Below are 7,800 nucleotides of genomic sequence, written 5' to 3'. Positions count from 1 at the left end.
AAAGTATCTTAAGGCATCTGTTTGGTCTAATCTGGTTGGTGTCAGGATATACACCTCAGATACAGCCTTTGCCCTTGTATTCCTGTGAGGATTCCATCCCGATACTTATGCATTTCCCCTAGCGCAATGCCCAGATTGCCGGGCACCCGGTATTTAGGATCAAAGACGATGATCCCCCTTTCACTCTCTAGCACGATATCAGGAATCATCCTTTGAGTATAGGTGTGAAAGTTCCTGGAGTTATATTGGTAGGACAGCTGATAAAATAAAGAGACCCCTCCCTCCAGGCGGATTTCACTTTCCTGGTTTTCGGCAAGATTTAAGAAAATGCCATCGTTCGTCATCAAATACAAATTCGTTGTATCCTTTACTAGACCAGCTTCCTTTAAAACCTTCACGACTTTCATAAAGCACCATATTTCATATAGCTGGTAGGTGTCTTTTAATGAGATGGGATAGTCTAACCCGATGCCTTCCCTGCCGTGCTTATAAAGCCTGTCGAACCAGCCGTACCACAGCCGGTAAACAGGGTGCTTCCTAAATTTTTGCGTTATGGAGTAAGGGCCCCGGTTCACACTTACCCCTTTTAAAAAGGGGCTCGCCAGCCAACGGTTTAGGATGGACCTGAATTTGCGCGCCTTTTGGGAAACAGCTTCGAATTCAACCTTTTCATAGGTTCCCAGCATACGGGAAAGTTAAAGATTTGCTGTTTTAAAACCTGATTCTCATATACATCCATGCTTTCGTACAATTGACTGGTCTCAACGGTCGGAGGAACTTCGTAACCATGTCCTCTCTTGACCAGCCAGCGGAGTATGGCTGTGTCGGTCTGCTGAACCTTTTCCCTTTCTGGCTAAGAGCCGCCTTTTGTAATTCCCTGAGCGGCTGCTCCTGGATTTTTGAATAGAGTTGCTGGAGCTGGTAAAATGACCGCTCCAGATAACTCCATTGCGTCCAGCTGACTGACCGGCTCAGGCCAGAAGCATTGACACTTCTCTGGAGTCCTGCATATTGAAAATAGCTTCCCGCTTCCTCCAAAACTTCCCCGATCATCGCCTCAAATTGTTCCTCCGTCATTTTACGGTCATCTGGGTAGATGAAGGTCTCGAACTCCTGACCATTCAGCCAAACTTTGACTGTCCCGCTTTGGAAGGGAGTCATGAACATTCCATGCCAGCCATCTTGCTCCTGATAAAAAGGAATGGGGATTCCCTGGATTCTCATATCAATCCCCGAACTGAAATAGCGCAGTTTGTATTCGGCTCCCTCCGTCAAAATCGCATCTTTAAAGGGAATCCAGCCCTGATGAATATCCCAAAGCTTGAGGCTATCTCCAGAATTGAGTGGCTCCATAGCGTTCCAGAAGCTTTATCAATATCCTTTATTTGTTTTAAGAATGTATTGATGTACTTTTAAGAAATTTTTTTATTTATATGATTTTTTACTTCGTTACTGTAACGTCCCCATTTAGCGTTGTTAATTTTATTAAGTTTTCACCATTTCCAAACACAGTGTCTCTAATGGAATCGCCAAATATAGTAACGTTTCCGTGGGAAACTTCTGCATCGATGGTGGCATTTGCTGGCTCTTTTGCAGTTTGAATTTCGATTTTACCGTTCAAACTTTCGAAATCCACGTTGCGGTCTAAATGATCTGTTACAAAAGAGATACTTCCATTTATTATCTTCCCGGAAATATCACCCTCAATGTCTTCAAGGAGTATTTTTCCATTATCAGATTGGGCAGTAACTGTGGATGTTTCCAAACCTTTTAGATCAATTTCCCCATTGATGGTTTTTACTGTGGCAGTTTTGATTTCCATTTCTTCAGCTGTCACACTGCCATTTGCTAGCTCTGCCCGCAAGGTGTCGTACTTTTTTTTAGGGACATAAACTTTTATAGCCAATGCTGCGTCGGGAAAGCCAAAGTTGTAAAATTTAAGCTGTTTCTCATTTAAAGTAACTGCGAGTGTATTTTTCTGGATATCAGCATCAAGGGTATATTCCCGATCCTTTTTGGCATTCCCCACTAACTCTACTCTGGTTGTTGAATTATTTGCAGGGATAATTTCAACTGAAGCGTTATCTCCCTCAATTTCAATATTGGAGAAATGTTCATTGTTAAATATTCTTTCTTCTTTAATCGTCTCTGATTGGGTTTTTGCTTGAACTGTGAGAAGGCTTCCTGTAATACCAACTAATAAAAGAACTAAAGCAACAATGGATATTTTTTTAATATTGGACATGTTTCATGCCACCTTTCACAAGTCCTACATTGTATTTTAAATAACGGACAAATCCGTTTGTTATTGCGCGGGTTGCAAAGAACATTCCGATTGCAATAAATAAACCCAGACCAGCAAGGCCAATCGAAAAGAATAAATCGAAAGGCTCAAAAATTTGCGGGTGTATGGAGACATTTATTAATACCAATATCGGGGAAGCAACAAATGAAACGCTCACTATCCAACCAGCAATAATGAATCCTGCTAACGCAACAAACGGTCCTAACACAATCACTAGGTTAAAAAATCCTAATCCAATGACAGCCCATACCGCTCGGAGAATATTGCTGGCTGTGGCAGTTTCCCCAACTTTTTCAACACGATACGCTGCTGCCAGCTCTTTAGCAATTTGGTGGGGCGAACCAAGTGAAGCTGATATTTGTTCCTCAGTCTTTCCTTCTTCTATTCCAATCTCAAAATACTCCTCCATATCCTGTAAAATATCCTGTCTTTCACTTGATGGAAGTCTCTTCAAAGATGCATTCAATTTAGTGAGAAATTGTTTTTTAGTCACCATTTACACCTTCTTTTATTAATTGATTTACCCCATTTGTGAATTCTTCCCATTCTTGAAGCAGGTCATGAAGATATGATTTTCCACTGTCTGTTAACTGATAATACTTCCTTGGCGGCCCTTCGGTTGATTCTTTTAAGTATGTCGTAAAGTATCCCTCTTTTGTCAATCGTCTTAATAATGGGTACGCAGATCCTTCGGATATATCAATCTGCTCTGATATCTTTTGAACAAGCTCATATCCATAACGATCCTTCTTATTCAGTAAAACAAGAACACATAATTCTAATACGCCTTTTTTAAATTGTACGTTCATTGTTCAGCCACCTCACTCCTAACATTTCACTACTATTTATTATACAGTACTGTTTTATTTAGAATACCTTTATAAAAAATATATCATACAGTACTGTTCAATACAAGGTACTGTATGATATTTTTTGATATTTTTGAAATCGGCTGTTATTAAATATGGATACGGATGATAAAAAGTAAAAGAGATACACTAATATGGCAGTGATTGGCATAAAGGATGTGTCGGAAAAATGGATTTTGCACAAGGTCAGGAAACACTTACACTCATGGAGTGGATTCTTCGTGCTGTCGTTTCCTATTTCTTTATCGTCGTTGTTGCCAGAGCTTTAGGACAACGCGCGATCTCACAATTGAGACTCTTGGACTTCGTCATGGCCTTAATCATCGGAAACATCATTGCACATCCGCTATCGGATGAAAAGCTTGGACTGAAAGGGTCCGTTATCACTACAACAGTATTAGTGGCCTTGTATCTTATAAGTATTTTCATTATTCTCAAATGGCCTCTAGTCAGAAAGTTGGTCAATCAAACACCTATTAAAATTGTTCAGAATGGAGAAATCATACATACTGGATTAAAGAAAGCGAGGATTTCGATCGATGTTTTGTTAGAAGAATTACGGAAAGAAAAGGTAACAGATGTTAACAAAGTGGCCTTAGCCCTTTGGGAAGCCGAAGGAAGAATTTCCTTTTTCCTGGATCCAAAATATGAACCGCTTACTCCTTCAACCTGCCAAATTGATGTGGAGCCCTTTGATTTTCCGAGGACCATTATTAAGGAAGGAAGAATAATGGAGAAGGAGCTGCAACAGACTCATAAGGATGCGGAGTGGGTGATTTCTAAACTGGAAATGGCATTCCAAACTGAGGTTAAAAACGTCCTGCTTGCTACCCTAGACAGAAAAGATAATCTGAAGGTTTTCTTATATAAATGAAAACAGGAGGGTCTCTTGTTTCTCCCCCCTGCGTTTCATTTATTCTCCTATCATTCATGCACTAGTACAGCTTGTCCCAATGCTTATGCCTTATAACCCATACCTTGTGTTGTTAAAAGACAAAACCAATGATATACTAAGTTCTTGCTATCAGGTATACCAGCTACCATATGGTTCTTTTCCTCTTGTCGCAGGTTATAACAATACGGATAACCCCAAAAATATGCGATGAACTACCTCCTAATATCAGAAGTTTTTATTTTTATAAGAAAGAAGGGAAGTTGTTTCCGAAAAGTGGAACAACACAACATGAAGATTCTCACCACTGTATTCCAGTTTGGCATTTTATATCTCTTTTACTTCATTGGAAGTTATATTCAAAACTATTTCCACCTGGCCATTCCGGGCAGCATCATAGGACTCTTGTTGCTTTTTATTTGCCTATGTTTAAAAATCGTTCCTGTCAAGCTGATTGAAAATGGAGCCACGTTTTTGCTAAGTATTTTGGTGTTATTGTTTGTTCCAACAACGGTTGGGATCATGAACTATCCTTCGCTGCTTTCCATTCATGGTGTATTACTCGTTGCAGCCATTCTGTTAAGTACCGGCATTTCCATTGCCATTGCCGGAACCGCAATCCAATTTTTTGAGAAAAAAGGACAGAAAAGAACGGAGGTTCAAGAATGCAACAAGCTCTCTTCGCGTTCTGCATGATTCTATTAACCGTTCTGGCATACTTTGCAATGACGAAGTTGTATAAACGGTATTCCTATTCTTTTTTACTTCCCGTTTTAACAGCGACGGTATTAATCATCGTCACCCTAGTTATACTTAATATCCCGTATAAAGATTATATGATGGGCGGGCAATGGATCACTTCCCTTTTAGGGCCAGGGGTTGTAGCACTTGCTTATCCTTTATATAAACAACGTCATTATTTAATGAAATATTCATTTACAATCGCAGGAGGAGTTTTGATCGCTACGATTTCAGGAATGTTCAGTGTTGGCCTCCTGTCTAAAATACTCGGCATCAATGATACTTTAACACTTTCCATTATCCCTAAATCCCTTACTTCCCCTGTTGCCATGGAAGTAGCTGAAGGATTAGGAGGAAATGCCTCTATAGCCACTGTTTGTGTTACGCTTGCAGGGATATTTGGTGCATTAGCCGCTCCTGCTATCTTTAAAATGATGCGGGTGCATAGCCCCATTGGCAGGGGGATTGCTCTCGGCAGTGCCTCACATGCCATAGGAACCTCTAAAGCTGCCGAATACAGTGAACTCACCTTTTCAATGAGTTCCGTTGCGATGGCATTATGTGCCATCATCGGTACCTTTATAGGACCAATTGTTGCGGGACTGCTCCGATTTTAGGAAGTTAACTCTTCAGCAGTAAAATTAGCAAACAAATAGCTCGGAGCCCATTATGCTCTGAGCTTTCTTTATAGTAGTCTCGGAGTTTTAGAAGTTTACCAACATTTTACCTCTTCAACTAGTACAGTCATTTTATCATCATTTATTATGTTAATCCTAAATATTCACGGAAGGTATGACCTTCATACTTCTTTCTGAAAATACCTCTTTTTTGCATTTCAGGAACGATCAATTCAACAAAGTCTTCTAAACTACCAGGTAATGTAGGGGGCATTAGATTAAATCCGTCAGCCACACCCGCTTCAAACCAGTCTTCCATCTGATCCACAATTTCCTCGGGTGTACCTATCAGCGTGTGGTGTCCACCGCCTGCATTAAGATATCCTAATAATTCTCTTACTGTAGGTTGTGTATCCTTAATAATTTCTAGTATCGTTTCGTAACGTCCAACTGGACCAGTAAATTCTTCTACTGGTGGTAACGGAGGTACTTCTTTATCAAGTTCCCAATTAAAACAGTCTTGTTGAATAAAGAAACTCAACTGTTTTAAAGCTGTTTCAATAGGTAATTGCTCATCTAATGCTGCTTTTTTGGCTAAAGCTTCTTCATGGGTATGACCTACATAGGTGACTAAGCCTGGAAATACTTTAATATGTCTATTGCTGTCTTGGCTTTGTTTAACTTGTTCATCTAATTTTTTACGAAATTTTTTTGCTTGCTTTAAGTTCCACGACACTGAATAGACTGCATCCGCATATTTTGCGGCTAATGCTATGCCTTGTTTAGATGCCCCTGCTTGCATTGATACCGGTTTGCCTTGCGGACTTTTTGGCGTAGTGGATGGACCATACACTTTAAAATAGGTACCATTGTGATGAACAGGCTGAATGTTTGAAGGATTGATCAATTTTTTTTCTTCTCGATCATGTAGAAACTCATTGCTGTCCCATGAAAGAAATAACTTATTCATTAAAGCAGCAAATTCATCAGCCTTCTCATAGCGTTCTTCATGGGAAGGTAATCCTTCCATACCATGATTTAACGCCTCTAAATCCGTCATTGACGTAACAAGATTCCAACCAACACGTCCTTTTGTAACATGGTCTAAACTTAATAATTGTCGTGAAGCTGTGAAAGGATTAGAAAAAGTACTTGAAATCGTTGAAACCAATCCCACATAATTGGTCACTTGAGAAATAGCTGTTAAATTGACGATTGGATCCAACCAAAATGCTGGCATATCACTAGAATCTTTCGATAGAAATGATTGTTTATCAGCAAAGAATACTGCATCAAAGTAACCTTTTTCCGCTAACTGTGCTAAAGATTGGTAATAGGAAATGTCTCCAATCCGTTCAACGCTTGAGTCAGGCATTAACCAAGCAGCTTGGTGGTGTCCGCAACCATACAGCAAAACACCTAAATGCAGTTGTTTTTCTTTCGTTTTTATCATTGGTTTACACCTCAAAGTGTAATATTATTGACTGTCTTGCATACTCCGTTTTGAAAGGGTGATCTTTTGTGATTTAAGTTATTAGTTCATTGTCAAACCGCCATCTACGGTGAGGTTTTGACCTGTAATACCATTCGCATGTTCCGAAGATAAATAAGCGACCATATTGGCTACATCTTGAGGTGTGGTCACCTTCTTCAATGGGGTTGATTGAGCAATTAAATCGAATACTTCTGGTGTTGTAACAGCACTGGCGTCAGTCATTTTTAATAATCCACCTGAAACTACATTCGCTTTTATACCATATACTCCCAATTCAGAAGCGATATTACGTGTAAAACCTATTAATCCAGCTTTCGCTGTTGTATATTCGTGGTAGGGTACAACAGGATTTTGAAATAAATTCGTACCTATACTTATGATACTTCCATTTTTCCGTTCAATAAATTGAGGGATGACGCTTTGAGCGACATTAAATGCTCCTTTTAAAGTACCATCTAGTTGTTTTTGATAATCATCCCATGTGAGTTCTGTGAAGGATTTCTGTTTGTTTGGATCAAATTTGAAGTCTACTAAAGCATTGTTGACTACAACATCGATTTGACCAAAATATTCCGTTGCTTTTTTTACCAACTCATCTACTTCTTTACGATTGGTTACATCAGCCTGAATGGCAATAGCCTTCTCTTCACCAATCTCAGAAACGAGCTGCTCAGCAGCATCTTTGCTTTTATAGTAATTGATCACCACTTGAAACCCTTGTTGTGCCAATGTCTTTACGATTGTTGCTCCTAAACCTCTGCTGCCGCCTGTTACTAATACTGTTCTAGTCATCATAACAACTCCTATATGTTTAATTTTGATGAAACTTACATAATAAAATGATCGATAAAATAAAAAATACGCAACCTTCCCATAGGAAA

Annotated in this window: 10 protein-coding genes; 3 read left to right on the top strand and 7 right to left on the bottom strand. The window is 39.4% G+C overall.

Annotated elements, in window-relative coordinates; genetic code table 11:
* Nucleotides 1-41: 41 nt before the first annotated feature.
* From WQ57_RS05590 to WQ57_RS05570, 5 genes are all read right to left on the bottom strand, one after another.
* Nucleotides 42-686, bottom strand: a complete 645-nt coding sequence (locus WQ57_RS05590; RefSeq protein ID WP_046522725.1) for a nuclease domain-containing protein — start codon at nucleotides 684-686, stop codon at nucleotides 42-44.
* Between the two features lie 25 nt (nucleotides 687-711).
* Nucleotides 712-1,353, bottom strand: a complete 642-nt coding sequence (locus WQ57_RS05585; protein ID WP_046522724.1) for a hypothetical protein — start codon at nucleotides 1,351-1,353, stop codon at nucleotides 712-714.
* Nucleotides 1,354-1,441: 88 nt separating this feature from the next.
* Nucleotides 1,442-2,245, bottom strand: coding sequence for a DUF4097 family beta strand repeat-containing protein (locus tag WQ57_RS05580; protein WP_046522723.1), 804 nt, complete (start codon nucleotides 2,243-2,245; stop codon nucleotides 1,442-1,444).
* A complete protein-coding gene (locus WQ57_RS05575; RefSeq protein WP_046522761.1) occupies nucleotides 2,232-2,798 on the bottom strand; it encodes an HAAS signaling domain-containing protein in 567 nt (188 codons plus the stop codon). Before WQ57_RS05575 ends, WQ57_RS05580 begins: the two co-directional genes overlap by 14 nt.
* A complete protein-coding gene (locus WQ57_RS05570) occupies nucleotides 2,791-3,114 on the bottom strand; it encodes a PadR family transcriptional regulator (RefSeq protein WP_046522722.1) in 324 nt (107 codons plus the stop codon). Before WQ57_RS05570 ends, WQ57_RS05575 begins: the two co-directional genes overlap by 8 nt.
* A gap of 229 nt (nucleotides 3,115-3,343) precedes the next feature.
* On the opposite strand from WQ57_RS05570, the gene WQ57_RS05565 reads away from it, so the two are divergent.
* The 3 genes from WQ57_RS05565 to WQ57_RS05555 all read left to right on the top strand — a co-directional run bounded on the left by WQ57_RS05565 (nucleotide 3,344) and on the right by WQ57_RS05555 (nucleotide 5,424).
* Nucleotides 3,344-4,048 (top strand): DUF421 domain-containing protein, encoded by a 705-nt coding sequence (locus WQ57_RS05565; protein ID WP_046522721.1) that lies wholly within the window; start codon nucleotides 3,344-3,346, stop codon nucleotides 4,046-4,048.
* Between the two features lie 309 nt (nucleotides 4,049-4,357).
* The gene (locus WQ57_RS05560; protein WP_046522720.1) at nucleotides 4,358-4,762 is read left to right on the top strand and encodes a CidA/LrgA family protein; all 405 of its coding nucleotides are present in this window, start codon (nucleotides 4,358-4,360) and stop codon (nucleotides 4,760-4,762) included.
* Nucleotides 4,732-5,424 (top strand): LrgB family protein, encoded by a 693-nt coding sequence (locus WQ57_RS05555; RefSeq protein WP_046522719.1) that lies wholly within the window; start codon nucleotides 4,732-4,734, stop codon nucleotides 5,422-5,424. Before WQ57_RS05560 ends, WQ57_RS05555 begins: the two co-directional genes overlap by 31 nt.
* 145 nt (nucleotides 5,425-5,569) lie before the next feature.
* On the opposite strand, the gene WQ57_RS05550 is transcribed toward WQ57_RS05555, so the two are convergent.
* Nucleotides 5,570-6,877 carry an LLM class flavin-dependent oxidoreductase gene (locus WQ57_RS05550; RefSeq protein ID WP_046522718.1) on the bottom strand — a complete coding sequence of 436 codons (1,308 nt, stop codon included), beginning with the start codon at nucleotides 6,875-6,877 and terminating at the stop codon, nucleotides 5,570-5,572.
* 81 nt (nucleotides 6,878-6,958) lie between these two features.
* Nucleotides 6,959-7,711, bottom strand: coding sequence for a 3-oxoacyl-ACP reductase (locus tag WQ57_RS05545; RefSeq protein ID WP_046522717.1), 753 nt, complete (start codon nucleotides 7,709-7,711; stop codon nucleotides 6,959-6,961).
* Nucleotides 7,712-7,800: the final 89 nt, after the last annotated feature.

The sequence above is a fragment of the Mesobacillus campisalis genome, from assembly GCF_000986785.1.
In the GTDB taxonomy this organism is placed as follows: Bacteria; Bacillota; Bacilli; order Bacillales; family Cytobacillaceae; genus Mesobacillus_B; species Mesobacillus_B campisalis.
The sequence above is the reverse complement of the archived record's forward strand: the minus strand, read 5'-3'. Positions and strand labels throughout refer to the sequence as shown.

What these genes read in the sequence shown, in the direction of transcription:
- WQ57_RS05590 (WP_046522725.1), bottom strand. Translation starts at nt 686, where the DNA reads ATGCTGGGAACCTATGAAAAGGTTGAATTCGAAGCTGTTTCCCAAAAG.
- WQ57_RS05585 (WP_046522724.1), bottom strand. Translation starts at nt 1,353, where the DNA reads ATGGAGCCACTCAATTCTGGAGATAGCCTCAAGCTTTGGGATATTCAT.
- WQ57_RS05580 (WP_046522723.1), bottom strand. Translation starts at nt 2,245, where the DNA reads ATGTCCAATATTAAAAAAATATCCATTGTTGCTTTAGTTCTTTTATTA.
- WQ57_RS05570 (WP_046522722.1), bottom strand. Translation starts at nt 3,114, where the DNA reads ATGAACGTACAATTTAAAAAAGGCGTATTAGAATTATGTGTTCTTGTT.
- WQ57_RS05565 (WP_046522721.1), top strand. Translation starts at nt 3,344, where the DNA reads ATGGATTTTGCACAAGGTCAGGAAACACTTACACTCATGGAGTGGATT.
- WQ57_RS05560 (WP_046522720.1), top strand. Translation starts at nt 4,358, where the DNA reads ATGAAGATTCTCACCACTGTATTCCAGTTTGGCATTTTATATCTCTTT.
- WQ57_RS05555 (WP_046522719.1), top strand. Translation starts at nt 4,732, where the DNA reads ATGCAACAAGCTCTCTTCGCGTTCTGCATGATTCTATTAACCGTTCTG.
- WQ57_RS05550 (WP_046522718.1), bottom strand. Translation starts at nt 6,877, where the DNA reads ATGATAAAAACGAAAGAAAAACAACTGCATTTAGGTGTTTTGCTGTAT.
- WQ57_RS05545 (WP_046522717.1), bottom strand. Translation starts at nt 7,711, where the DNA reads ATGACTAGAACAGTATTAGTAACAGGCGGCAGCAGAGGTTTAGGAGCA.